Annotated in this window: 20 protein-coding genes; 2 read left to right on the forward strand and 18 right to left on the reverse strand. The window is 61.5% G+C overall.

Annotation, left to right across the window (positions count from 1 at the left end):
• Positions 1 to 2 precede the first annotated feature (2 nt).
• The 18 genes from nuoH to cspD form a co-directional block, all read right to left on the reverse strand.
• Entirely contained in the window at positions 3 to 995 is a 993-nt protein-coding gene (nuoH, locus tag ACT9T4_RS04370) for an NADH-quinone oxidoreductase subunit NuoH (RefSeq protein ID WP_042552633.1), read from the reverse strand.
• On the reverse strand, positions 992 to 3,721 hold the full coding sequence (gene nuoG, locus ACT9T4_RS04375; protein ID WP_499115667.1) for an NADH-quinone oxidoreductase subunit NuoG: 2,730 nt from the start codon (positions 3,719 to 3,721) through the stop codon (positions 992 to 994). The genes nuoH and nuoG overlap by 4 nt, the downstream gene beginning before the upstream one ends.
• Positions 3,722 to 3,827: 106 nt before the next feature.
• A complete protein-coding gene (gene nuoF / locus ACT9T4_RS04380; RefSeq protein WP_499115669.1) occupies positions 3,828 to 5,189 on the reverse strand; it encodes an NADH-quinone oxidoreductase subunit NuoF in 1,362 nt (453 codons plus the stop codon).
• Positions 5,186 to 5,686, reverse strand: coding sequence for an NADH-quinone oxidoreductase subunit NuoE (gene nuoE, locus ACT9T4_RS04385; RefSeq protein ID WP_499115671.1), 501 nt, complete (start codon positions 5,684 to 5,686; stop codon positions 5,186 to 5,188). The genes nuoF and nuoE overlap by 4 nt, the downstream gene beginning before the upstream one ends.
• Positions 5,687 to 5,696: 10 nt before the next feature.
• Positions 5,697 to 7,478 (reverse strand): NADH-quinone oxidoreductase subunit C/D, encoded by a 1,782-nt coding sequence (gene nuoC, locus ACT9T4_RS04390; protein WP_499115673.1) that lies wholly within the window; start codon positions 7,476 to 7,478, stop codon positions 5,697 to 5,699.
• Between the two features lie 59 nt (positions 7,479 to 7,537).
• Positions 7,538 to 8,215, reverse strand: coding sequence for a NuoB/complex I 20 kDa subunit family protein (locus ACT9T4_RS04395; RefSeq protein WP_042552638.1), 678 nt, complete (start codon positions 8,213 to 8,215; stop codon positions 7,538 to 7,540).
• Between the two features lie 10 nt (positions 8,216 to 8,225).
• Positions 8,226 to 8,639, reverse strand: a complete 414-nt coding sequence (locus ACT9T4_RS04400; protein WP_042552639.1) for an NADH-quinone oxidoreductase subunit A — start codon at positions 8,637 to 8,639, stop codon at positions 8,226 to 8,228.
• A gap of 462 nt (positions 8,640 to 9,101) precedes the next feature.
• Complete coding sequence (locus ACT9T4_RS04405) at positions 9,102 to 10,697, reverse strand: isocitrate lyase (protein ID WP_499115676.1); 1,596 nt, start codon at positions 10,695 to 10,697, stop codon at positions 9,102 to 9,104.
• A 475-nt stretch (positions 10,698 to 11,172) separates the two neighbouring features.
• Entirely contained in the window at positions 11,173 to 11,994 is an 822-nt protein-coding gene (locus ACT9T4_RS04410; RefSeq protein ID WP_499115678.1) for a secretin N-terminal domain-containing protein, read from the reverse strand.
• Entirely contained in the window at positions 11,991 to 12,611 is a 621-nt protein-coding gene (locus tag ACT9T4_RS04415; RefSeq protein WP_042552641.1) for a DUF7931 domain-containing protein, read from the reverse strand. Before ACT9T4_RS04415 ends, ACT9T4_RS04410 begins: the two co-directional genes overlap by 4 nt.
• 39 nt (positions 12,612 to 12,650) lie before the next feature.
• Positions 12,651 to 13,076 carry a GNAT family N-acetyltransferase gene (locus ACT9T4_RS04420; RefSeq protein ID WP_042552642.1) on the reverse strand — a complete coding sequence of 142 codons (426 nt, stop codon included), beginning with the start codon at positions 13,074 to 13,076 and terminating at the stop codon, positions 12,651 to 12,653.
• Entirely contained in the window at positions 13,069 to 14,235 is a 1,167-nt protein-coding gene (locus tag ACT9T4_RS04425) for a ribosomal protein uL16 3-hydroxylase (protein WP_042552643.1), read from the reverse strand. The genes ACT9T4_RS04420 and ACT9T4_RS04425 overlap by 8 nt, the downstream gene beginning before the upstream one ends.
• A gap of 80 nt (positions 14,236 to 14,315) precedes the next feature.
• Positions 14,316 to 15,686, reverse strand: a complete 1,371-nt coding sequence (purB, locus tag ACT9T4_RS04430) for an adenylosuccinate lyase (protein WP_042552644.1) — start codon at positions 15,684 to 15,686, stop codon at positions 14,316 to 14,318.
• A 185-nt stretch (positions 15,687 to 15,871) separates the two neighbouring features.
• Positions 15,872 to 16,492: a high frequency lysogenization protein HflD gene (gene hflD / locus ACT9T4_RS04435; protein WP_499115682.1), complete on the reverse strand. Its 621-nt coding sequence runs from the start codon at positions 16,490 to 16,492 to the stop codon at positions 15,872 to 15,874.
• A complete protein-coding gene (gene mnmA, locus ACT9T4_RS04440) occupies positions 16,489 to 17,604 on the reverse strand; it encodes a tRNA 2-thiouridine(34) synthase MnmA (RefSeq protein WP_499115684.1) in 1,116 nt (371 codons plus the stop codon). Before mnmA ends, hflD begins: the two co-directional genes overlap by 4 nt.
• Positions 17,605 to 17,696: 92 nt before the next feature.
• The gene (locus ACT9T4_RS04445) at positions 17,697 to 18,143 is read right to left on the reverse strand and encodes an NUDIX hydrolase (protein ID WP_499115686.1); all 447 of its coding nucleotides are present in this window, start codon (positions 18,141 to 18,143) and stop codon (positions 17,697 to 17,699) included.
• A gap of 73 nt (positions 18,144 to 18,216) precedes the next feature.
• The gene (locus ACT9T4_RS04450; RefSeq protein WP_499115688.1) at positions 18,217 to 20,445 is read right to left on the reverse strand and encodes an NADP-dependent isocitrate dehydrogenase; all 2,229 of its coding nucleotides are present in this window, start codon (positions 20,443 to 20,445) and stop codon (positions 18,217 to 18,219) included.
• Positions 20,446 to 20,972: 527 nt separating this feature from the next.
• Positions 20,973 to 21,239, reverse strand: coding sequence for a cold shock domain-containing protein CspD (cspD, locus tag ACT9T4_RS04455; protein ID WP_042552678.1), 267 nt, complete (start codon positions 21,237 to 21,239; stop codon positions 20,973 to 20,975).
• Positions 21,240 to 21,460: 221 nt separating this feature from the next.
• On the opposite strand from cspD, the gene clpS reads away from it, so the two are divergent.
• Both clpS and clpA read left to right on the forward strand, forming a co-directional pair.
• Complete coding sequence (clpS, locus tag ACT9T4_RS04460) at positions 21,461 to 21,823, forward strand: ATP-dependent Clp protease adapter ClpS (RefSeq protein ID WP_042552649.1); 363 nt, start codon at positions 21,461 to 21,463, stop codon at positions 21,821 to 21,823.
• A 29-nt stretch (positions 21,824 to 21,852) separates the two neighbouring features.
• Positions 21,853 to 24,123: an ATP-dependent Clp protease ATP-binding subunit ClpA gene (gene clpA / locus ACT9T4_RS04465; protein ID WP_042552650.1), complete on the forward strand. Its 2,271-nt coding sequence runs from the start codon at positions 21,853 to 21,855 to the stop codon at positions 24,121 to 24,123.
• The last annotated feature ends 53 nt before the right edge of the window (positions 24,124 to 24,176 follow it).

Genomic DNA, 24,176 nt, shown 5'->3' on the forward strand with positions numbered 1-24,176 from the left:
CCTTACTGGGCCGTGGCCAGCACAACGGCGCCGGTCACCAGCAGGTTGATCAGGGTCAGCGGCAGACAGAACTTCCAGCTGAAGGCCATGACCTGGTCATACCGTGGGCGCGGGATGGAGGCGCGCAGCAGGATGAAGATCATGATGAAGAAGCAGGTCTTGATCGCGAACCAGAAGAACGGGATCTGCGGCAGGATGCCGAACGGGCCGTGCCAGCCGCCGAAGAACAGGGTCACCAGCAGGGCGGAAATGGTCACGATGCCGATGTATTCACCGACGAAGAACATGCCCCATTTCATGCCGGCATACTCGATGTGGTAGCCGTCGGCCAGTTCCTGCTCCGCTTCAGGCTGGTCGAAGGGGTGACGGTGAGTCACGGCCACACCAGCGATGAAGAAGGTGCAGAAGCCGAAGAACTGCGGAATGATGAACCACAGGTTCTGCGCCTGGTAGTCGACGATATCGCGCATGTTGAACGAGCCGACCTGGGCGACGATGCCCATCAGCGCCAGGGCCAGGAACACTTCGTAGGAAATGGTCTGGGCCGACGCGCGCAGGCTGCCGAGCAGGGCGAACTTGTTGTTGCTCGACCAGCCGGCGAACAGCACGGCGTATACCGACAGACCCGCCATGGCGAAGAAGAACAGGATGCCGATGTTCAGGTTCGCCACGCCCCAGTTGGGGGTGATCGGGATGATCGCGAAGGCGATCAGCATCGCGCCCATGGCGATCACCGGAGCCAGGGTGAAGATCACCTTGTCGGCGAACGGTGGCGTCCAGTCTTCCTTGAAGAACATCTTCAGCATGTCCGCGGCGATCTGGAACATGCCGAACGGGCCGACGCGGTTGGGGCCGTAGCGATCCTGCCACCAGCCGAGCAGACGGCGCTCGACGAAGCTCAGCAGGGCACCGGTGACCACCACCGCAAGCAGGATGACGATGGCCTTGAGCACTTCCTGAATGATGTCGAGCAACTGAGGCGTCAGCCAACTCATCGCGCGGCCTCCCCGATGTTGGTCACGGCCGCACCGGCGATGCCAGCAGGAATGCCTGCCAGGCCCGCTGGCAAGCCAACCAGGCCGACACCCAGCTCTTCGCTGACGCGCAGCGGCAGGCGCAGGTTTTGGCCATTGACGTTCAGCTGCAGCAGGGCGCCGTCGTTGACACCGAGGCGATCGGCCTCATCCTTGGCCAGGGCCACGTAGGCCTCAGGCGTGCGTTCGGCGATCGGCGCGGCGCGCGAGGACATTTCCTCGCTGCCGAACAGGTGGTGCAGCGGTACTGCCTGCCAGGTGCCCTGAGCCGGGTTGAAGGCCGTTGGCGCGCTGAACCAGCCCAGGTTTCCACCTTTGGCTTCGATCAGGCGTACGCCTGGGTCGCCTGCACGCAGATGACCACCGACTTCGTCCTGGAACTTGTTCCAGGCCTGGGGCGAGTTCCAGCCTGGCGACCAGGCGAAGGGGATCTGCTGACGGTCTTCCTTGCTGCCCGAATAGCCTTCCATGGAGAACGCGAAAGCCGAGTCCTTGTCCTGGGGCTGACGCGGTTCGTGCACGCTGATATTGGCGCGCATGGCGGTACGCCCGCTGTAGCGGTGCGGCTCACGAGCGAGCTTGAGGCCCTTGATGCGGAACGAGGCGCTTGGCGCGGCGTCACGGATACCGGCCAGCTCGGCGCTGCTGGCCGCGCAGGCGGCGGTGACCTGATCCAGCTGCGTCCAGTCCACGCCACGGTTGTGCAGCGTGCTGTGCAGCGCGTGCAGCCAGCGCCAGCCTTCACGCACCAGGATGTTGGCGTCGTAGTAGGACGGATCGTAAACCTGGAAGAAGCGCTGCGCGCGACCTTCCTGGCTGACCAGGGTGCCGTCGCCTTCGGCGAAACTGGCGGCTGGCAGCAGCAGGTGCGCCTTGGCCGTGGTGGCGGTGCTCTGGTGATCGGCGACGATCACCACCTTGGCGGCTGCCAGGGCAGCGTCGACACGGGCAGCGTCAGCGCGGTGGTAGAGGTCGTTTTCCAGCACCACCAGTGCGTCGGCCTGGCCCGAGGTGAGCGCGTGCAGCGCGTCGTCCAGGCTGTTGCCGGCGAACTTGTCGCCCATCAGCAGGGCCAGGCCCATGCTGTTGGCTTCCGGCACCACCAGACTGATGGAGCCGGCCTTGTCGCGATTCTTCAGGGCGCTGGCGATGTTCGCCGCTGCTTCGATCAGGGCGCGATTGCCCAGCGAAGCACCGGAGACGATCAGCGGGCGCTTGGCGTTCAAGAGCGCGTCGGCGATGCGTTGCACCAACTCGGCGGCTTCAGCTTCCAGACCTTCGACTGCCGGTGCGCTCGGGTCAATGGCGTGAGCCACGGCGAAACCGATACGCGCGAGGTCGTCCGGCGCGGCGTGTACGCACTGCTCGGCAACATCGTCGAGGCGCGTGGCGGTGACGCTGGCAATGAACAGTGGATTGAGCGCGTGCTGGGCGACGTTCTGCACCGCAGCCATGTGCCAGTCCTGAATCTTCGCACCGGCCGCGATCTCGGTGGCCTTGCCCTTGACCGACTGGCGCAGCGCCAGAGCGATACGGGCGGCGGTCTGGGTCAGGTCTTCACCGAGCACGAATACCGCGTCGTGGTCTTCGATATCGCGCAGGGTCGGCACCGGCAGCGGGCCGTTCTGCAGCACGTCACGGATCAGGCGGATATTGGCCTGCTCAGCCGCCGCGATACCGGAATAGAAGTTGTCGGCGCCGACCAGTTCGCGCAGGGCGAAGTTGCCCTCGAGGCTGGCACGCGGCGAGCCGATGCCGATCACCTTGCGGTTCTTCAGCAGGGCAGCGGCCTGATCGAGGGCGGCATCGAGGCCCATCTTCATCTTGCTGAGCACCATCAACGGCTGACGCGGACGGTCTTCACGGTTGGCGTAGCCATAACCGAAACGGCCACGGTCGCAAAGGAAGTACCCGTTCACCGAGCCGTTGAAGCGGTTCTCGATGCGACGCACTTCGCCATAGCGCTCGCCCGGGCTGGTGTTGCAGCCGCTGGAGCAGCCATGGCAGATGCTCGGCGCGAACTGCATGTCCCACTTGCGGTTGTAACGCTCGGAGTGGGTCTTGTCGGTGAACACGCCGGTCGGGCAGACCTCGACCAGGTTGCCGGAGAACTCGCTTTCCAGGGTGCCGTCTTCGACACGCCCGAAATACACGTTGTCGTGAGCGCCGTAGACGCCCAGATCGGTACCGCCAGCGTAGTCCTTGTAGTAACGCACGCAGCGGTAGCAGGCGATGCAGCGGTTCATCTCGTGGGCGATGAACGGGCCGAGTTCCTGGTTCTGGTGAGTACGCTTGGTGAAGCGATAACGACGGGCGTTGTGGCCGGTCATCACCGTCATGTCCTGCAGGTGACAGTGGCCGCCTTCCTCGCAGACCGGGCAGTCGTGCGGGTGGTTGGTCATCAGCCATTCGACGACGCTCTTGCGGAAGGCCACGGCCTCTTCGTCGTCGATGGAAATCCAGCTGTTGTCGGTCGCCGGCGTCATGCAGGACATGACCAGGCGGCCGCGCTTGTCGTTTTCGTCGGTGTACTGCTTCACCGCACACTGGCGGCAGGCGCCGACGCTGCCGAGCGCCGGGTGCCAGCAGAAGTAGGGGATATCGAGTCCGAGGGACAGACAGGCCTGCAGCAGGTTGTCCGCACCATCGACTTCGAGATCTTTGCCGTCTACGTGGATAGTGGCCATTTTCTTCAGTCTTCGTTTGCCCACCCGAAGGTGGACGGGCTAAGGGAATTCTTTGTCGTGACCCGGGCCGGACGGCGCAGCGCGCCCACATGTCCGGCCATCAGGCTCATACCGCGTGTGCCGCCACGGGCGGCTGGATCGAGTCGGTGATCACACCGGCGTCGAACTCCTCGCGGAAATACTTGATCGCGCTGCCCAGCGGCTCCACGGCACCCGGCGCGTGAGCGCAGAAGGTCTTGCCGGGGCCGAGGAAATTGACCAGGCCGAGCAGGGTGTCGATGTCCTCGCGGGTGCCTTGCTTGCGTTCCAGAGCGCGCAGGATCTTCACGCTCCACGGCAAACCGTCACGGCAGGGCGTGCACCAGCCGCAGGATTCGCGAGCGAAGAACTCTTCCATGTTGCGCAGCAACGACACCATGTTCACGGTGTTGTCGATGGCCAGGGCCAGGCCGGTACCCATACGGGTGCCGACCTTGGCGATGCCGGCGGCGTACATGGACGCATCCAGGTGTTCGGGAAGCAGGAAGCCGGTACCGGCGCCGCCTGGCTGCCAGGCCTTGAGCGTGTAACCGTCGCGCATGCCACCGGCGTAGTCTTCGAACAGTTCGCGGGCGCTGATGCCGAATGGCAGCTCCCAGATGCCCGGGTTCTTGACCTTGCCGGAGAAGCCCATCAGCTTGGTGCCGTGGTCTTCGCTGCCTTCGCGGGCCAGGGATTTGTACCAGTCGACGCCGTTGCCGATGATCGACGGCACGTTGCACAGGGTTTCGACGTTGTTGACGCAGGTCGGCTTGCCCCACACACCCACGGCGGCCGGGAAGGGCGGCTTGGCGCGCGGGTTGGCGCGACGGCCTTCCAGGGAATTGATCAGTGCGGTTTCTTCACCGCAGATATAACGCCCGGCGCCGGTGTGTACGAACAGCTCGAAGTCGAAACCGCTGCCGAGAATGTTCTTGCCCAGCAGGCCGGCAGCCTTGGCTTCGTCGATTGCCCGATTGAGGTTGGCGGCCGCGTCGACGTATTCGCCGCGCAGGAAGATGTAGCCACGATAGGCCTTCAGCGCCCGGGCGCTGATCAGCATGCCTTCCACCAGAAGGTGCGGCAGCTGTTCCATCAGCATGCGGTCTTTCCAGGTGTTGGGCTCCATCTCGTCCGCGTTGCACAGCAGGTAGCGGATGTTCAGGGATTCATCGTTGGGCATCAGGCCCCACTTCACGCCCGTGGGGAAGCCGGCACCGCCACGGCCCTTGAGGCCGGAATCCTTGACCGTCTGCACGATGTCGGCCTGGGCCATTTCGGCCAGTGCCTTGCGGGCAGCGGCATAGCCGTTCTTCTGCTGGTATTCCTCCAGCCAGACCGGTTGCGCGTCATCGCGCAGGCGCCAGGTCAGCGGATGGGTCTCTTCGCTGCGGGCGATGCGGTTCGCCGGGCCGAAAGACGTCAGCAGGTTCGAGCTGCGACTGATCATTGGAAATTCTCCAGCAGTTGCGCCACGCCTTCGGGTTGAACGTCACCGAAGGTCTCGTCGTCGATCATCATCGCCGGCGCCTTGTCGCAATTGCCCAGGCAGCACACGGGCAGCAGGGTGAAGCGGCCGTCAGCGGTGGTTTGCCCTGGCACGATGCCCAGCTCGGACTTGATGCTGCCAAGGACGTTTTCATGGCCGCCGATGAAGCAGGTCATGCTGTCGCACACACGGATGATGTGGCGGCCGACGGGCTGGCGGAAAATCTGGCTATAGAAGGTGGCGACACCTTCCACGTCGCTGGCCGGGATCCCGAGGATCGCGCCGATGGCGTCGGCGGCGCCGTCCGGCACCCAGCCGCGTTCCTTCTGCACGATCTTCAGGGCTTCGATGGACGCCGCACGGGGGTCTTCGTAGTGGAGCATCTCGTGCTCGATGGCCGAGCGCTCGGTTTCGCTGAGGGCGAAACGGTCGGTCTGAATCAGGGCTGCATTGCTCATGGTGTTTTCCTCAGCGATCCACGTCGGCCATAACGAAGTCGATACTGCCCAGATACGCGATCAGGTCAGCGACCATGCTGCCGCGAATCACCGAAGGGATCTGCTGCAGGTGCGGGAAGCTCGGGGTACGGATCCGGGTGCGGTAGCTCATGGTGCTGCCATCGCTGGTCAGGTAGTAACTGTTGATCCCCTTGGTCGCTTCGATCATCTGGAAGCTTTCGTTGGCCGGCATGACCGGGCCCCAGGAAACCTGCAGGAAGTGGGTGATCAGCGTTTCGATGTGCTGCAGCGTGCGTTCCTTCGGCGGCGGCGTGGTCAGCGGGTGATCCGCCTTGTACGGGCCTTCCGGCATGTTGCGCATGCACTGGTCGATGATCTTGATGCTCTGACGCATCTCCTCGACACGCACCATGCAGCGGTCATAGGCATCGCCGTTGACGGCCAGCGGCACCTCGAACTCGAAGTTCTCGTAGCCGGAGTAGGGGCGTGCCTTGCGCAGGTCGAAGTCGCAACCGGTGGCGCGCAAGCCGGCCCCGGTGGTGCCCCATTCCAGCGCTTCCTTGGTGTTGTACTGAGCGACACCGATGGTCCGCGCCTTGAGGATGCTGTTGCGCAGCGCGGCCTTCTCGTATTCGTCGAGGCGCTTGGGCAGCCAGTCGACGAATTCCTTGACCAGTTTGTCCCAGCCGCGCGGCAGGTCGTGAGCGACACCGCCGATGCGGTACCAGGCCGGGTGCAGGCGGAAACCGGTGATGGCTTCGATCACCTTGTAGGCACGCTGGCGGTCGGTGAAGGTGAAGAACACCGGGGTCATCGCGCCGACGTCCTGGATATAGGTACCCAGGAACAGCAGGTGGCTGGTGATGCGGAAGAACTCGGCCATCATGATGCGGATGGTGTCGACCTTCTGCGGCACCTTGATGCCCGCGAGCTTCTCGACCGAGAGCACGTAAGGCAGGTTGTTCATCACCCCGCCGAGGTAGTCGATACGGTCGGTGTAGGGAATGAAGCTGTGCCAGCTCTGGCGTTCGGCCATTTTCTCGGCACCACGGTGGTGGTAACCGACCTCTGGCACGCAGTCGACGATTTCTTCACCGTCGAGCTGCAGGATGATGCGGAACGCACCGTGCGCAGACGGGTGGTTGGGGCCGAGGTTGAGGAACATGTAGTCCTCGTTCTCGCTCTGGCGCTTCATGCCCCAGTCCTCGGGGTTGAAGCGTGCTGCTTCCTCCTCGAGCTGTTGCTTGGCCAGGGTCAGGCTGAACGGATCGAATTCGGTGGCGCGCGCCGGATAGTCCTTGCGCAGCGGGTGACCTTCCCAGGTCGGCGGCATCATGATCCGGGTCAGGTGCGGGTGACCGGTGAAATGGATGCCGTAGAGGTCCCACACTTCGCGCTCGTACCAGTTGGCGTTCGGCCAGATACCGGTCACCGAAGGCAGGTTGAGATCGCCCTCGCGCAGGGCCACCTTGATCATCACGTCGCTGTTACGCTCCAGCGACATGAGGTGGTAGAACACGGTGAAGTCAGCGTCCGGCAGGCCGCGACGCTGAGTGCGCAGGCGCTCGTCGACGCCGTGCAGGTCATACAGCATGACGTAGGGGCGCGATGCCTGGCGTAGGAAGCGCAGCACTTCGACGAGCTTGTCGCGGCCGACCCAGATGACCGGCATGCCGGTGCGGGTGGCCTGCAACGTGAAGCTGTCGGCGCCAAAACGGGATTGAAGCTCAACGACGACGTCTTGGTCGTCCGCCTTGTACGGCGCAATGGACACGGTGGTGTCTGCAGTCATGGTCTCGATCGCTATCGGTCAACGGTGAGAGTGAATCCGGCCTTGCTGGAAAGCGGGACTCAGACTTCGTCAGGGGAACGCAGGTTGGTAACCGCAATACGCTGCTCGCGGCGCTGTTCTTTCTGGGAAGGCATCTCGGCGCGATAAACGCCTTGATCGCCAACGACCCAGGACAGCGGGCGGCGCTCCTGACCGATCGATTCCTGCAGCAGCATCAGCCCTTGCAGAAATGCCTCGGGACGGGGCGGGCAACCGGGTATGTAGACGTCGACGGGAAGGAACTTGTCGACACCCTGAACGACCGAGTAGATGTCGTACATGCCGCCGGAATTGGCGCACGAACCCATGGAGATGACCCACTTGGGCTCGAGCATCTGCTCATAGAGACGCTGGATGACGGGCGCCATCTTGATGAAGCAGGTGCCGGCGATGACCATGAAGTCCGCCTGGCGTGGGGATGCGCGGATTACCTCGGCACCGAAGCGCGCAACGTCGTGCGGCGCGGTGAAGGCGGTGGTCATTTCCACGTAGCAGCACGACAGGCCGAAATTGTACGGCCACAGGGAGTTCTTGCGACCCCAGTTCACCGCACCACTGAGAACATCCGAGAGTTTCCCCATGTAGATGTTCTTGTGCACTTCGTCTTCTAGACGCTGGTCGGAAACGACCTCCTGCTTGCCGATCGGGTATTGCTCGTTGGGAGCATCCGGATCGATCCGAGTAAGTTTGTATTGCATCGCCAAAGCCTCATTGTTTCAGCTTCGCTTGCCGAGACTTACGGCCCTCGGGTGCCCAATCGAGCGCACCGATACGCCAAAGGTAGACAAGACCTGCCAACAGAATGTTTATGAAAACGGCTGCTTCGATGAAGCCGGCCCAGCCGCTTTCGCGAACGGAGACGGCCCAGGCGAAGAGAAAGAGGGCTTCGACGTCGAAGATCACGAAGAGCATCGCGACCAGATAGAATTTTGCGGACAGACGCAGACGTGCGCTGCCAGTGGGAAGCATGCCCGATTCGAACGGCTCGTTCTTGCTGCGGCCCCATGCCTTGCTACCCAGCAGGCTGGATACGCCCATCATGAACGCACAGAGGCCAACGACCCCCAGCAGAAAAACGGCCAACGCCCAGTTGTGGGACAGGGAACTGCTTGCTTCCAACATGCCGGGACTCCTCAGGCAAGGAACGGCTTCACGCGTAATTAAAGTTATGGCAAGGCAACCACAGCCGCCTCGCATCTATTTGCATAATGTTATGCCTGTATTGGGTGTAAGTAAATTTTTCAGCGCAAAAAATTAATATTAAGTCGCTTGCCTGACATCGAGAAAAGAGCATTTGCCCTTTTAAATCAATGACCTATAAAAATGACATGGCTCTATGGTCGCCCCGCTTAAATGCATGTAGTGAATAATTAAACAGACTTCAATGGGAATATTTATCATTTGAGAATTTGTTCTTTTAAGCTTTTACTTGTCGCTTAGTTGTCCATCCATGGCGCACTTCAACACACAATGACCATTGAACTTTCTCGCCTATTAGTTGCAGCAATAAAAAAACCCCGACATCGCTGCCGGGGCTCAAGGGTTACAGCGTGCGCCTGACGACGCGCACGTCTGTCAGTTCTGTCAGTGGAACTGGTTCATCGTGTTGTCCTTGCCGCCGGCCTTCAGTGCCGCTTCACCCGCAAAGTACTCCTTGTGGTTGTCGCCGATGTCCGAGCCCGCCATGTTCTGGTGCTTGACGCAGGCGATGCCCTGGCGGATCTCCTGACGCTGCACGCCCTTCACGTAGGCCAGCATGCCCTGGTCGGCGAAATAGCCCTTGGCGAGGTTGTCGGTGGACAGCGCCGCAGTGTGGTAGGTGGGCAGGGTGATCAGGTGGTGGAAGATACCGGCGTTGGCCGAACCATCGCGCTGGAAGGTGCGGATCTTCTCGTCGGCAACCTGAGCCAGCTCGGTCTCGTCGTACTCGACGCTCATCAGCTTGGCGCGGTCGTAGCCGGAAACATCCTTGCCGTCGGCGACGAACGCGTCGAATACCTGCTGACGGAAGCTCAGCGTCCAGTTGAACGACGGGCTGTTGTTGTAGACCAGCTTGGCATTGGGAACGACTTCGCGAACGCGATCGACCATGGCCTTGATCTGCCCGACGTGAGGCTTCTCGGTTTCGATCCAGATCATGTCGGCGCCGTTCTGCAGCGAGGTGATGCTGTCCAGTACGCAGCGATCTTCACCGGTGCCCTTGCGGAACTGGAACAGGTTGGACGGCAGGCGCTTGGGTCGCAGCAGCTTGCCTTCGCGGTTGATCACCACGTCGCCGTTCTTCAGTTCCGATGCACTGATTTCATCGCAGTCGAGGAACGAGTTGTACTGGTCACCCAGGTCGCCCGGCTCGCTGGTCACGGCGATCTGCTTGGTCAGGCCTGCCCCCAGGGAGTCGGTACGGGCGACGATCACGCCGTCGTCCACGCCCAGCTCGAGGAAGGCATAGCGAACGGCGTTGATCTTGGCCAGGAAGTCGACATGGGGAACGGTGACCTTGCCATCCTGGTGGCCGCACTGTTTCTCGTCGGACACCTGGTTCTCGATCTGGATGCAGCAGGCGCCTGCCTCGATCATTTTCTTGGCCAGCAGGTAAGTGGCCTCCGGGTTGCCGAAGCCGGCGTCGATGTCGGCGATGATCGGCACCACATGGGTTTCGAAATTGTCGATCTGCGCCTGAATTTCGCTCTGCTTGGCCTTGTCACCGGCGTCGCGGGCGGCGTCCAGGGCGTTGAACAGCAGGTCCAGCTCACGGGCGTCGGCCTGGCGCAGGAAGGTGTAGAGCTCCTCGATCAGCGCGGCGACGGCGGTCTTCTCGTGCATGGACTGATCGGGCAGCGGGCCGAAGTCGGAACGCAGCGCGGCGATCATCCAGCCGGACAGGTAGAGGTAGCGCTTGTTGGTGGTCTTCAGGTGCTTCTTGATGGAAATCAGCTTCTGTTGGCCGATGAAACCGTGCCAGCAGCCGAGGGACTGGGTATAGACGGAGGAGTCGGCGTCGTACTCGGCCATGTCCTTGCGCATGATGGCTGCCGTGTACTTGGCGACGTCCAGGCCGGTCTTGAAGCGGTTCTGGGCGCGCATGCGTGCGACGGATTCCGGGTTGATGGCGCTCCAGCTGCTGCCAGCGGCTTCTTTCAGGGCGGCAACGGCTTTGATGTCGTTTTCGTAAGCTGACATGGTCAATCCTTCAAGTGTGTGTTTGGTCGAGCGCCGAACGTAGCGCGCAGTCAAGGCGCAGGGCTCGGAGCGAGCTCACCGCAGACGTTGAGAGGAAACCGGAATGAGGAGGGCACTTGGGTCGGGTGGACGAAACGTATCGTTTGCCACTCGCCGGATAGGCGAGCTGTTGTGCGTGCAGGCCCGTGGACGCCCTTGGCACTGTGCAATTCGATACGTGAAACGCTTCCCCGTCCCTCAGGACAACCTCGTTCCAGTCGCCATCTCGTCGAACTGCCTTGTGGGCTTAACAACACGAATCGATCTTGCGGTAAGCAAGAATACGACCCGGAGGCTCCGTTTCCAGAGCCCCTGATTAGCGGGAGCGAGGCCATCATGCGACCGACGAAAATGTTCGTCAATCGTTTTTGTAGTGTTTTTTTAGATCTACTACATAAGTCTTAGATCGACCGTATAGTCACGTTTTACGGGGCTTTCAGTCGATTACGTCGACCTTCACGCGCATGCTCATATCTTCACGGCCTTCGGTCGAGTAGCGCCGCAATACGCCGCTGCGGTCTGCCTGGCTTTGCTCGCTGCTGCCGCCAATGCTGATCCACTCGCCGATCCGGCCGCTGACCCGGGTATCGGCCTGCTGAATGTCGATCACGCCCGGCTGGTTCTGATTCAGTCGATCCCGGTTGCTGCTGATATCCAGATGCACGACTTCGCCGGCCAGGCTGGCGGTGACGTAGAAGCCCTGGGTGACGTTGCGGTATTCGGTGTTGTTGGTGATCTGGCCGTAGGGGCCGCGGCTGCTGGTGGTCACCGGCACGCTCTGGCCGACCTGAATCAGCGCTGGATAGCCTTCGCTGGTCTGTACCTGCTGAGTGCCACCGCCGCGGCTGTCGGTGCTGCGGCGGATGATGCGTGCCTGATCACGCCCCTGGATTTCACCGCGGCCGATATCCACCTGGCCGTTGCCGGCGCTGATGCTGCCATCGATGCTGTACCCCCGGTCATCGCGGTAGGCGGACTCACTGGTGTCGACGCTGATCAGCAGCCGCCGGGGCTGGGTATCGAGCTGGCCGAGCAGGGCGCGGACCTCTTCGATCTTGCCGGGTGACGCATTGACGATGAGCTGATTGCCGTAGGCGCTGACGCGCCCCTCGTTACCGAGGGCCGACTGCACCACGGGCAGCAGGTCGGCTGCGGTCCGGTAGTTGAGCGGGATGACTTCGGTGGCAGCCGACGCCGAGAGACTGAAAGCGAGCAGGGCTGCGCCGAGAAAGCGCCGTTTCAGCAGGAAACTCTTCATAGCAGAAAACTCCGCAAATCAGGATCGGTGATACTGGTATCCCAGGTTTGGTCGAAGAGCCGCTGCAACTGGCGAACACGAGCGGGATCCTGGTATTTCGCATAGCCGGCAAATTGATCCGGCTCGGGGCGCACCAGCAGGCCCTGATCGTCAGCCAGCAGAAAAGCGCCCTCGGGGGCCGGGTAATCGGGATGGCAGCGGCGAATCTGCACGTGACTGGACAGCTTGCGCGACAAGGCGATCAGTCGATGCCCGTCACGAACTGCGCGACTGCTGTCACGCACCAGAATGCGTAGCCGGCTGTTGCGGTGGCTCAACAGAAACTGCGTGCACGCCTGTTGAATGCTGCTGTGGTGGTAGAGCCAGGGCTCGAGGTCGGGGCTGTAAAGGCACAGTGTACGGCCGGCCTGTTGCATCAGTGCCAGCGCATGGCTACGGGCGTGGTCGGGCAAACTGAAACGCTGTAGCGCCTGCTCGCTGCCCAGCACGAAGGGCGCCGGTTCCCAGGCGGCAGGCGATGGCAGCTGGCTGTCCGGGTTGTGCAAGGTGAAACGCCCGGGTGACTCGAACTCGATGGGTTCGAGTTCGGCATCATCGGGCGTGTGTTCATCGTTCATGCTGACCTCTGTGGCACCGGCGTAGCCACAGCTGATTCATCAGCCGCTGCTGCGCACCATGTCGACGTGGGGAATGCCCGCTTCCAGGTATTCGTCACTCACTACAGTGAAGCCCAGCTTTTCATAGAACGGCGTTGCCTGCACCTGGGCGCTGAGCATTTGCTGACTCAGCCCGCGTTTCTCGGCTTCGGCGATCACTGCATGCAGCAGCGCTTCGCCGACCTTCAGTCCGCGCCAGTCCTTGAGTACCGATACCCGACCGATCTGACCATCGGCCAGCAGGCGCGCGGTGCCGATCGGGTAATCGCCTTCGCAGGCGAGAAAATGCACGGCATCACTGTCTTCGGCGTCCCATTCCAGCTCAGGCGGCACCGCCTGCTCAGCGACGAATACCGTTTCACGGATGCGTCGCAGTTCTTCGTAATCCCTGTGCCAGTCGGCGATGCGTACGTGCAGGTCATTCATCGGCGAACTCCACGCTCCCTTGCTTGGCGAGTTCCAGCAGCAGGGTGCGTGCTTCGTCGTTGGCCAGCCATGGGCCAAGGTTTTCCAGGTGCAGGGCATCGGCAGAGCAGATCATTTTCAGCAGCTCACGCAGGCCGGCGGAAACGACGCGACTCTGGCCGCTGGCGAACAGCACCAGGTCTTCGCCGACTTCGGACCAGGCCATGCGTGCACTGGGGTTGCGGATCATCACGGCGCCGTCTTCCAACTGGTCGAGGAAGCCGTCTTCGTCGATCTCGATACCGGCGATCAGCTCCGGGTAGCGTGGCTCGGTCATGAACTGGCCGAACCAGGTCATCAACAGGCGCTCGTCGCTCATGTGCTCGGCGAGCAGCGCCTTGAGGCGGTCCAGGGCGTCGCGCTGAATCTCGTTGGGGTCGCTGACGGGCACGGTGCCGGCGTCGCTATAGCGCGTTTCATCGGGCAGGAACTGACCGAGAAAATCGGTGAAATGGGTCAATACTTCGGCCGCGCTGGGTGCGCGGAAACCCACGGAATAAGTCATGCAGTCATCCTCGGCGGTGCCACTATGGGCCAGGAGCGGCGGCAGATAGAGCATATCGCCGGGCTCGAGAACCCATTCTTCGGTTTGATCGAATTGAGCCAGGATCTTCATGTCGAGATCCGGCAGCAGGGGGCTTTGCGAATCGCACATCTGGCCGATCTGCCAGCGACGACGGCCATGGCCCTGCAGGAGAAACACATCGTAGTTATCGTAGTGCGGACCAACGCCGCCGCCAGGTGCGGCGAAACTGATCATCACGTCATCGATACGCCACTTGGGCAGAAACTTGAATTCTTCCAGCAGCTCGGCAACCTCCGGAACGAACTGGTCGACGGCCTGCACCAGTAGCGTCCATTCGCGCTCTGGCAACTGCGAGAACGCATCCTCGGCGAAGGGGCCCCGGCGCACCTCCCAAGGCGTTTCGCCATGCTCGATTACCAGGCGCGATTCCACTTCTTCCTCGAGGGCGAGGCCGGCCAGTTCGTCCGGAGAGATCGGGCTTTCGAACGCGGGGATGGCCTGGCGCACCAGCAGGGGCTTCTTCTGCCAGTAATCGCGCAGGAACTCACGTGCGCTCAGGCCACCCAATAGCTGAAGAGGAGCATCAGGATTCATCTGTAAGTCCTTGATATTTATTAAAGCGTATAAAAAGAAACGCCCGGCTTCAGCCGGGCGTCCTTGAGACTGGCTATAGCCTAGATGCGTTTGGCCTGAGCCACCGCGTTGCCGATGTAGTTGGCGGGAGTGAGCTGCTTTAGCTCTTCCTTGGCCTGCTGCGGCATATCCAGGCCATCGATGAAGGCCAACAGCGCTTCTGGCGTGATGCCCTTGCCGCGAGTGAGCTCCTTGAGCTTCTCATAGGGGTTCTCGATGGCGTAGCGACGCATGACGGTCTGGATCGGCTCAGCGAGCACTTCCCAGCAGGCGTTCAGGTCTTCAGCAATACGTTGAGCATTGAGCTCCAACTTGCTGATTCCCTTGAGGCTTGCTTCATAAGCGATCACGCTGTGGGCGAAGCCGACACCAAGGTTGCGCAGCACGGTGGAGTCGGTCAGGTCACGCTGCCAGCGGGAAATCGGCAGCTTGCTGGCCAGGTGCTGGAACAGCGCGTTGGCGATACCCAGGTTGCCTTCGGAGTTCTCGAAGTCGATCGGGTTGACCTTGTGTGGCATGGTCGACGAGCCGATCTCGCCGGCGATGGTCTTCTGCTTGAAGTAGCCCAGGGAAATGTAGCCCCAGACATCACGATCGAAGTCGATGAGGATGGTGTTGAAGCGGGCGATGGCATCGAACAGCTCGGCGATGTAATCGTGCGGCTCGATCTGCGTGGTGTAGGGGTTCCACTGCAGGCCCAGATCGTTCTCGATGAACTGGCGGGCGTTGGCTTCCCAGTCGATCTGCGGGTAGGCCGACAGATGAGCGTTGTAGTTGCCCACCGCGCCATTGATCTTGCCCAGCAGCGGCACGGCGGCGATCTGCACGATCTGACGCTCGAGGCGATAGACGACGTTGGCCAGCTCTTTACCCAGGGTAGTGGGCGAGGCCGGTTGGCCGTGGGTACGCGACAGCATCGGTACGTCGGCGAACTTCACCGACAATTCGCGGATGGCGCTGGCGATCTGGCGCATCAGCGGCAGCAGCACGTTGTCACGGCCTTCACGCAGCATCAGGGCGTGGGACAGGTTGTTGATGTCCTCGCTGGTGCAGGCGAAGTGGATGAACTCGCTGACCTTGTCCAGCTCCGGCAGCTTGGCAGCCTGTTCCTTGAGCAGGTACTCCACGGCTTTGACGTCGTGGTTGGTGGTGCGCTCGATTTCCTTGACGCGCTCGGCGTGCTCGACCGCGAAGTTCTCGGCCAGCTCATCGAGCAGCGCGTTGGCTTCGGCGGAGAAGGGCGCGACTTCACTCACACCTTCGTGGGCAGCGAGGCGCTGCAGCCAGCGGACTTCGACCTGAACGCGGAAGCGGATCAAGCCGTATTCGCTGAAAATGGGGCGCAGAGCGCTGGTTTTGCCGGCATAGCGGCCATCTACGGGCGAAACCGCGGTGAGCGAGGAAAGCAGCATGGGAGGCGTTCTCGGACAGTCGGGCGTTGAAAAGGGGGCATATCATACACGAAGTGGCGTGTTGCAAGCGCCAGGCTTCGAGGAACAGCAGACTGATGGCTTTTCAAGAAGCGAGATTTTCAAATGAAAATCCATACTAATCATGAAGATAAGCCAGAGTCTTGATATTCGGCTTGAGAGTGCTGTCAGCCGCGCAGCATCGGGTAAAGCTCACGCAGCAATTTGCGACGACTGAACACCAACTGCCAGCGATGACCGCCCAACTGCCGCCACAGGCGTCCGGAACGGATGCCAGCGAGCAGCAAGGCACGGATTTTCGAGGCATTGGCCGGCTGCTGCAGAAAGCGGCTGTCGCCCTGCACCTGAATGCGCTGCTTGAAGGTACTGATGGTGTCCTGATACAGCGCGCCGCACGAGGAAATCACGTTCTCGTGGCCAATGCCGAAGTGTTCTGCCTGGCTCTGGATCTGATCGAGGCGCCCACCCATCAACTGCAGCAGGTCGCCACGCTTGTCGAGCTGACGTTCCAGGCCGAGCAGGGCGAGTGCATAGCGCAGGGGCTCGCGCTGCAGGCTGGTAGGGTCGCGCTCCAGGGCGCTGACCAGGGCGCGGTAACCGTCACGCAGATTGAGGTCATCCCCGCCGAACACATCCAGGGTACCTTTGGGGTCACGCACCAGCAGGCTGCCGATCAGGCAGGTCACTTCGTTCTCGGCGGCCTGGCCGGTCTTGGCGATCTTGTCGACCATCACCGCGGCCTGAAATACCGCGCCAAGGGCGATCAACTGTTCTTGTATCGGGTTCATCGCGGGGCGCCCTCGCTCCAGGGCTCGGCGCTTTCGATCACGCCACCGCCAAGACAGATATCACCATCGTAGAACACCACGGACTGTCCGGGCGTGACTGCGCGCTGCGGCTGGTCGAACGTGGCCCGGTAGCCATCGGCGCTGCGTTCCAGGGTGCAGGTCTGGTCGGCCTGGCGATAGCGCACCTTGGCCGTCAGCTGACGCGGAGCACCGAGCTCGATCGGATTGACCCAGTAGATCTGCGAGGCGTTCAGGGCGCGGGAGAACAGCCAGGGGTGTTCGTTGCCCTGGCCGACCACCAGCACGTTGCGGGTCAAGTCCTTGTGCAACACGTACCAGGGCTCGTCGCCGGCATCCTTGAGACCGCCGATACCCAGGCCCTGGCGCTGGCCGATGGTGTGGTACATCAGGCCGTGGTGCTTGCCGATGACCTCGCCTTCGGTGGTTTCGATGTCGCCCGGCTGCGCCGGCAGGTACTGCTTGAGAAAATCGCTGAAGCGCCGCTCACCGATGAAGCAGATGCCGGTGGAGTCCTTCTTCTTGGCGGTGGCCAGCTCGTATTTCTCGGCGATGGCGCGCACCTGGGGCTTTTCCAGCTCGCCAACCGGGAACAGGGTCTTGGCGATCTGCTCGCCGCCAACGGCGTGCAGGAAATAGCTCTGATCCTTGTTCGGGTCCAGCCCCTTGAGCAGCTCGCTGCGCCCGTCGATGTCACGCCTGCGCACGTAGTGTCCGGTGGCGATGAGGTCGGCGCCGAGCATCAGGGCGTAGTCGAGGAACGCCTTGAACTTGATTTCGCGGTTGCACAGGATGTCCGGGTTCGGCGTGCGACCAGCCTTGTACTCGGCCAGGAAGTGCTCGAACACGTTGTCCCAGTACTCGGCCGCGAAGTTGGCGGTGTGCAGCTTGATGCCGATGCGGTCGCAAACGGCCTGGGCGTCGGCCAGGTCGTCCATGGCGGTGCAGTATTCGGTGCCGTCGTCCTCGTCCCAGTTCTTCATGAACAGGCCTTCGACCTGATAGCCCTGTTCGAGCAACAGCAGGGCCGATACGGAGGAGTCGACGCCGCCGGACATGCCGACGATTACGCGCTGAGTGGCTGGATCTTGCATGGTCGGGATCAATACAGGCTTCAAAGGGGCGAGATTCTAACAGGATGTGCCCGACGTTTCAGTTCGGCCGCTTGCGCGAGCGCCGCCCGTGCCTACATCGGTTCGTGGATGAGGCTCAAGGGAAAGCGGGCGCCCGCCAGGTAGTCGTCCAGGCAGCGCATCACCAGCTCGCTGCGCAGGTGATCGGACTCGGCCTGGAGCTCTTCATGAGTGAGCCAGCGGATGCCGCTGATATCGCTATCCAGCGCGCGCTCGGGGTGATGCGCGAGCAGATTGGCGGTGAAGCAGATGCGTTGATAGGTCACGCCGTTGCTCGGTGCGGTGTACAGGTAGATGCCGGTAACGCCGGTCAGCTCGACATCGCAGCCGGTCTCTTCCAGGGTTTCCCGTACCGCGGCCTGCAGCAGGCTTTCCCGGGGTTCCAAATGGCCGGCGGGCTGATTGAGCACCAGGCGGCCGCCCTTGAGTTCTTCAACGAACAGAAAACGTCCGTCGTGCTCGACGATCGTTGCAACGGTGACGTGCGCATGCCAGGTCATGAAACCTCCTCCAGCGGGTAGGAAATAAAAAACCCCGGCACAGGGCCGGGGTCCTTTTAACTCAGCGAATCACTCAGGCCAGAGAGGCCAGAGCGGCGTTGAGGGTCGCGCTTGGACGCATGACTTTTTCGGTCAGCTCCTTGTTCGGCGCGTAGTAACCACCGATTTCAGCCGGCTTGCCCTGTACCGCGCCCAGTTCGGCAACGATCTTGGCTTCGTTGTCGCTCAGGGTCTTGGCCAGCGGTGCGAACTGCGCCTGCAGTGCGGCGTCTTCATTCTGTGCCGCCAGAGCCTGAGCCCAGTACAGCGCCAGGTAGAAGTGGCTGCCACGGTTGTCGATACCGCCGACCTTGCGTGCTGGCGACTTGTCGGTGTCGAGGAACTGGCCGGTGGCCTGATCCAGGGTCTTGCTCAGTACCAGTGCCTTCGGATTGTCGTAGGTGTTGCCCAGGTGCTCCAGGGAAGCGGCCAGAGCCAGGAACTCACCCAGCGAATCCCAGCGCAGGAAGTTTTCCTCGACCAGTTGCTGGACGTGCTTCGGCGCAGAACCGCCAGCGCCGGTTTCGAACAGGCCGCCGCCATTCATCAGCGGCACGATCGAGAGCATCTTGGCGCTGGTGCCCAGCTCCATGATCGGGAACAGGTCGGTCAGGTAGTCGCGCAGTACGTTACCGGTCACCGAGATGGTGTCCTTGCCTTCGCGAATGCGTGCCAGGGAGAACTTGATGGCTTCGACCGGGGCGAGGATGCGGATGTCCAGGCCGCTGGTGTCATGACCCTTCAGGTACTGCTCGACCTTTTTGATCATTTCGGCGTCATGCGCGCGCGCCGGGTCCAGCCAGAACACCGCAGGGGTGTCGCTCAGGCGTGCACGGTTCACGGCCAGCTTGACCCAATCCTGAATCGGCTCGTCCTTGGTCTGGCACATGCGGAAGATGTCGCCTTCCTCGACCTTTTGCTCCATCAGCACCTTGCCATTGGCATCGCTGACGCGAACCACGCCGTTGGCCTGGATCTGGAAAGTCTTGTCGTGGGAGCCGTACTCTTCGGCTTTCTGAGCCATCAGGCCAACGTTCGGTACGCTGCCCATGGTCGTCGGGTTGAAGGCACCATTGGCCTTGCAGTCCTCGATGACCACTTGGTAGATGCCGGCGTAGCAACGATCCGGGATCACCGCTTTGGCGTCTTGCAGCTCGCCTGCGGTGTTCCACATACGGCCCGAGTCACGAATCATGGCTGGCATCGAGGCGTCGACGATCACGTCGCTCGGTACGTGCAGATTGGTGATGCCCTTGTCGGAGTTGACCATCGCCAGCGCCGGACGATCGGCATAAACGGCGGCGACGTCGGCTTCGATCTCGGCCTGCTTGTCAGCGGGCAACTTCTTGATGCTGGAGTACAGGTCGCCGATACCGTTGTTCAGGTTGAAGCCGGCTTCCTGCAGGGCCGCAGCGTGCTTCTCGAGGGCAGCCTTGTAGAACTCGGCAACGATCTGGCCGAAGATGATCGGGTCGGAGACCTTCATCATGGTGGCCTTCAGGTGGACCGAGAACAGCACGCCCTGTTTCTTGGCGTCTTCGATCTCTGCGGCGACGAAGCTGCGCAGTGCCTTCTTGCTCAGTACCGAGCAATCCAGGACTTCGTTGGCCAGGACCGAGGTTTTCTCTTTCAGCACGGTGGCGGTGCCATCGGTGCCGATCAGTTCGATCTTCACGCTGCCTTTGGCGTCGATCAGAGCGGCCTTTTCGCTGCCGTAGAAATCGCCGCTTTCCATGTGCGCCACGTGGGACTTGGAGTCAGCGCTCCAGGCGCCCATTTTGTGGGGGTGCTTGCGGGCGTAGTTCTTGACCGACAGCGGCGCGCGACGGTCGGAGTTGCCTTCGCGCAGTACCGGGTTCACGGCGCTGCCCTTGACCTTGTCGTAACGGCTGCGAATGTCGCGTGCTTCGTCGCTGTCGCCGGTGTCCGGGTAGTCAGGCAGGGCGTAACCCTGGCTCTGCAACTCCTTGATCGCGGCCTTCAGTTGCGGAACCGAGGCGCTGATGTTCGGCAGCTTGATGATGTTGGCTTCTGGCGTAGTGGCCAGTGCACCCAGCTCGGCCAGGTGATCACCCTGTTTCTGAGCATCGGTCAGAAACTCGGGGAAGAGGGCCAGAATACGGCCGGCCAACGAGATATCGCGGGTTTCGACGGCGATATCCGAAGAGGCGGTGAAGGCTTTGACGACAGGGAGCAGGGAGTAGGTCGCAAGCGCAGGGGCTTCGTCGGTGAGGGTGTAGATAATCTTAGAGCGTGTGGTCATATTTGATTTAACTCTCTTTTTGCTGAACTTGCACAAAGCACTGATCCGGGTGAGGTGGCTTCTGACCACGGCTCGGCATCAATGATGTGAATTCGAAGTTCCATCCCGATGATGTTGGGTGTCGCAATCGACCGACGGCGGTAGCGGATCGCCTCTGAAGGTCGGCGCGACGAGTGCTGGAAGCCGTACTCCAGGCAAATGCGCCTTTATGACTACTCAGTCAGCGCCCGAGTATATCAAACCAGAGGGCGATGGCAGTGACCAAGTTGCTGGGAGCGCGGATCGGATGGGCGTTTCGGGCCGCTGAAGTCGCCATGAAGGGGCCTCGTCGAGGTTCTCGACGAGCAAGCGCAGGCCATGGCGTTACTGTCTGGGCTCAGGCGCTTCGCGGCATCCCGCGGTCAATTGGACCAAGGTCGTAGCAGGCCGACGGCCGAAGATCCGATGAGGAGTGACCGATTTCATCGCTGAAACGCAAAAGCCGGTCCTGAGACCGGCTTTTGCGTGCAGCCAAGCAGCTTAGGAAATCAAACCTCGACGGTCTCCCCGCGCACTCTGCTGGTGGCGGTGGTAGCAACTTCAGAAGCTGCCTGAGCAGCGCTGATATTCACGGCGTGGAGACCCTTGGGGCCTTGAATAATATCGAAGCTCACGGCTTGTCCGGCTTTCAGGGTTTTGTACCCGTCCATCTGGATGGCCGAATAATGGGCGAACAGGTCCTCATCTCGGCCGTCGGCCAGGATGAACCCATAGCCCTTGGCGTTGTTGAACCACTTGACCTTACCACTTAGCATGCTGATATCCCTCTGCAAGGAACTCCATTGCTGGAGTATCATCCACATTAGATCCCGCGTCCGTAAGATAGCTCGTACGTGCGCAAGCCCTTTCACCCCGTAGGGGTATCCTTTGGTTGTAACACCCTTTTGCCGATAGTCAAGGCAACGCACGAAGCAACGATAAACGGGTCTTAGTTTTTGCTGCCCATCTCCATTCACCCACGAACCTTTTATCCAGCATGCATGCAAGTAGCCAGATTCGACTAACATTCAATCAGGATCGACCCGCACCGCATGAGGACGACTCTTCAGGCCTGGCCGTCGAGGAATCCAAGCCGGCATTGCAGGCGCCTCCGCTTTACAAGGTGATCTTGTTCAATGATGACTACACCCCCATGGATTTCGTGGTCGAGATACTCGAGACCTTCTTCAACCTCAATCGGGAGGTGGCGACCAGAATCATGTTGACCGTGCACACCGAAGGTCGCGCCGTTTGCGGTCTCTACACCCGCGATATCGCTGAGACCAAGGCCACCCAGGTCAATCAATACGCGCGGGAAAGCCAGCATCCATTACTCTGTGAAATCGAGAAGGACGGTTAACGCCGGCCGCTTGGGCATGAGGTGAAGCTATGTTAAATCGAGAGCTCGAAGTCACCCTCAACCTTGCCTTCAAGGAGGCACGTGCCAAGCGTCATGAATTCATGACGGTGGAGCACCTCCTGCTGGCTCTTCTGGACAACGAAGCCGCAGCCAGCGTGCTGCGCGCCTGTGGCGCCAGCCTGGACAAGCTGCGCAACGATCTGCAGGAATTCATCGACTCGACCACGCCGCTGATTCCACAGCATGACGAAGAGCGTGAAACCCAGCCAACACTGGGCTTCCAGCGCGTTCTGCAGCGTGCGGTGTTCCACGTGCAAAGCTCCGGCAAGCGTGAAGTGACCGGCGCCAACGTACTGGTCGCGATCTTCAGCGAGCAGGAAAGTCAGGCCGTGTTCCTGCTCAAGCAGCAGAGCGTGGCGCGTATCGACGTGGTCAATTTCATTGCCCACGGCATTTCCAAGGTGCCTGGCCAGGGAACATCCCCGGACGCCGAGCAGGAAATGCAGGACGAAGAGGGCGGTGAGTCCTCGTCTTCCAGCAATCCGCTGGATGCCTACGCCAGCAACCTGAACGAATTGGCGCGTCAGGGCCGTATCGATCCGCTGGTCGGCCGTGAGAACGAAGTCGAGCGTGTGGCGCAGATTCTCGCCCGCCGCCGCAAGAACAACCCACTGCTGGTTGGCGAGGCGGGCGTCGGCAAGACGGCCATCGCCGAAGGGCTGGCCAAGCGCATCGTCGACAATCAGGTGCCTGATCTGCTCGCCGACGCAGTGGTCTACTCCCTCGATCTGGGCGCACTGCTGGCGGGCACCAAGTACCGCGGCGATTTCGAGAAGCGCCTCAAGGCACTGCTCACCGAGCTGCGCAAACGCCCCCACGCGATCCTGTTCATCGACGAGATTCATACCATCATCGGCGCCGGTGCTGCGTCGGGTGGCGTCATGGACGCTTCCAACCTGCTCAAGCCGGCGCTGTCGTCGGGTGAGATCCGTTGCATCGGCTCCACGACCTTTCAGGAGTTCCGCGGCATCTTCGAGAAGGATCGTGCCCTGGCACGGCGCTTCCAGAAGGTCGACGTGGTCGAGCCTTCGGTGGAAGACACCATCGGCATCCTCAGGGGCCTCAAGGGGCGCTTCGAGCAGCACCATGACATCGAGTACAGCGATGAGGCGTTGCGTGCAGCTGCCGAGCTGGCTTCGCGCTACATCAACGATCGGCACATGCCCGACAAGGCGATCGACGTGATCGACGAGGCGGGCGCCTATCAGCGTCTGCAGCCGCAGGACAAGCGCCTCAAGCGCATCGACGTCCCGCAGGTCGAAGACATCGTCGCCAAGATCGCGCGGATTCCGCCAAAGCACGTCAGCAGCTCCGACAAGGAATTGCTGCGTAACCTGGAGCGCGACCTGAAACTGACCGTATTCGGTCAGGACGCTGCCATCGATTCGCTCGCCACTGCCATCAAGCTGTCGCGCGCAGGCCTCAAGGCGCCGGACAAGCCGGTCGGCTCGTTCCTGTTCGCCGGCCCGACTGGCGTCGGCAAGACCGAGGCGGCTCGTCAGCTGTCCAAGGCCCTGGGTGTCGAGCTGGTGCGTTTCGACATGTCCGAGTACATGGAGCGACACACCGTGTCTCGTCTGATCGGCGCCCCTCCTGGCTATGTCGGTTTCGACCAGGGAGGCCTGCTGACCGAGGCCATCACCAAGCAGCCGCATTGCGTGCTGCTGCTCGATGAAATCGAGAAGGCGCACCCGGAAGTCTTCAACCTGCTGCTGCAGGTGATGGACCACGGCACCCTGACCGACAACAACGGGCGCAAGGCGGATTTCCGCAACGTCATCCTGATCATGACCACCAACGCCGGTGCCGAAACGGCCTCGCGGGCGTCGATTGGTTTCACCTATCAGGATCACTCGTCCGATGCCATGGAAGTCATCAAGAAGAGCTTCACGCCGGAGTTCCGCAACCGCCTGGACACCATCATCCAGTTCGGCCGCCTCAGTCACGAAACGATCAAGAGCATCGTCGACAAGTTTCTCATCGAGCTGCAGGCGCAGCTCGAAGACAAGCGCGTCATGCTCGAGGTCAGCAACGCTGCGCGTGACTGGCTGGCGGAGCAGGGTTACGACGTGCAGATGGGCGCGCGGCCAATGGCTCGTCTCATCCAGGATCGGATCAAGCGTCCGCTGGCGGAGGAGATCCTCTTCGGCGAGCTGTCCGAGCATGGCGGTACCGTCCATGTGAATCTCGAGAACGGCGAACTGACGTTCGATTTCGAGACCACGGCGGAAATGGCCTGAGGCATGGCTGGCGGGCTCGTCGAGCCCGCCAAATCAGGCGGATTACGCTGCAA

This window comes from Pseudomonas sp. SZ40 (assembly GCF_052958135.1).

Excerpts from the sequence above, each read along its gene's own strand:
- clpA (WP_042552650.1), top strand. The coding sequence starts at position 21,853 with ATGTTAAATCGAGAGCTCGAAGTCACCCTCAACCTTGCCTTCAAGGAG.
- ACT9T4_RS04405 (WP_499115676.1), bottom strand. The coding sequence starts at position 10,697 with ATGTCAGCTTACGAAAACGACATCAAAGCCGTTGCCGCCCTGAAAGAA.
- nuoC (WP_499115673.1), bottom strand. The coding sequence starts at position 7,478 with ATGACTGCAGACACCACCGTGTCCATTGCGCCGTACAAGGCGGACGAC.
- nuoE (WP_499115671.1), bottom strand. The coding sequence starts at position 5,686 with ATGAGCAATGCAGCCCTGATTCAGACCGACCGTTTCGCCCTCAGCGAA.
- ACT9T4_RS04395 (WP_042552638.1), bottom strand. The coding sequence starts at position 8,215 with ATGCAATACAAACTTACTCGGATCGATCCGGATGCTCCCAACGAGCAA.
- ACT9T4_RS04445 (WP_499115686.1), bottom strand. The coding sequence starts at position 18,143 with ATGACCTGGCATGCGCACGTCACCGTTGCAACGATCGTCGAGCACGAC.
- nuoG (WP_499115667.1), bottom strand. The coding sequence starts at position 3,721 with ATGGCCACTATCCACGTAGACGGCAAAGATCTCGAAGTCGATGGTGCG.
- ACT9T4_RS04410 (WP_499115678.1), bottom strand. The coding sequence starts at position 11,994 with ATGAAGAGTTTCCTGCTGAAACGGCGCTTTCTCGGCGCAGCCCTGCTC.
- nuoF (WP_499115669.1), bottom strand. The coding sequence starts at position 5,189 with ATGATCAGTCGCAGCTCGAACCTGCTGACGTCTTTCGGCCCGGCGAAC.
- purB (WP_042552644.1), bottom strand. The coding sequence starts at position 15,686 with ATGCTGCTTTCCTCGCTCACCGCGGTTTCGCCCGTAGATGGCCGCTAT.
- hflD (WP_499115682.1), bottom strand. The coding sequence starts at position 16,492 with ATGAACCCGATACAAGAACAGTTGATCGCCCTTGGCGCGGTATTTCAG.
- clpS (WP_042552649.1), top strand. The coding sequence starts at position 21,461 with ATGCATGCAAGTAGCCAGATTCGACTAACATTCAATCAGGATCGACCC.
- ACT9T4_RS04420 (WP_042552642.1), bottom strand. The coding sequence starts at position 13,076 with ATGAATGACCTGCACGTACGCATCGCCGACTGGCACAGGGATTACGAA.
- nuoH (WP_042552633.1), bottom strand. The coding sequence starts at position 995 with ATGAGTTGGCTGACGCCTCAGTTGCTCGACATCATTCAGGAAGTGCTC.
- ACT9T4_RS04415 (WP_042552641.1), bottom strand. The coding sequence starts at position 12,611 with ATGAACGATGAACACACGCCCGATGATGCCGAACTCGAACCCATCGAG.
- ACT9T4_RS04450 (WP_499115688.1), bottom strand. The coding sequence starts at position 20,445 with ATGACCACACGCTCTAAGATTATCTACACCCTCACCGACGAAGCCCCT.
- ACT9T4_RS04425 (WP_042552643.1), bottom strand. The coding sequence starts at position 14,235 with ATGAATCCTGATGCTCCTCTTCAGCTATTGGGTGGCCTGAGCGCACGT.
- mnmA (WP_499115684.1), bottom strand. The coding sequence starts at position 17,604 with ATGCAAGATCCAGCCACTCAGCGCGTAATCGTCGGCATGTCCGGCGGC.
- cspD (WP_042552678.1), bottom strand. The coding sequence starts at position 21,239 with ATGCTAAGTGGTAAGGTCAAGTGGTTCAACAACGCCAAGGGCTATGGG.
- ACT9T4_RS04400 (WP_042552639.1), bottom strand. The coding sequence starts at position 8,639 with ATGTTGGAAGCAAGCAGTTCCCTGTCCCACAACTGGGCGTTGGCCGTT.